The following is a 367-nucleotide window of genomic DNA, read 5'->3' as shown; positions in this document are numbered from 1 at the left end:
TATATTAACTGATATTGTTATATATTCTTATGAAACTTTCAATAATAATACCTGTATATAATGAAGAAAACACGATAAACAAAGTATTAGAAAAAATAAAAGATATAGATTTTGAAATAGAGAAAGAAATTATTGTTGTAGATGATGGATCTACAGATACCACACGAAATATTTTAAGTAGATTACAGATTACAAATTGCAAATTACATATTATTTATCATGAAAAAAACCAAGGTAAAGGTGCTGCTATAAAAACAGGAATAAAAAATTCTACAGGTGATATTATAGCAATTCAAGATGCTGATTTAGAATATGATCCATTAGAATTAAAATATTTACTTAAACCTATAATGGATAACAAAGCAGA

Annotated in this window: 1 protein-coding gene; it reads left to right on the top strand. The window is 23.7% G+C overall.

Annotated features, from left to right (window positions below):
• Window positions 1-29 precede the first annotated feature (29 nt).
• A partial coding sequence (locus tag N3D17_07860; protein ID MCX8083277.1) for a glycosyltransferase family 2 protein occupies window positions 30-367 on the top strand: 338 nt, incomplete at its 3' end.

The organism is bacterium, assembly GCA_026414725.1.
Classification (GTDB): domain Bacteria; phylum Ratteibacteria; class UBA8468; order B48-G9; family JAFGKM01; genus JAAYXZ01.
The sequence above is the reverse complement of the archived record's forward strand: the minus strand, read 5'-3'. Positions and strand labels throughout refer to the sequence as shown.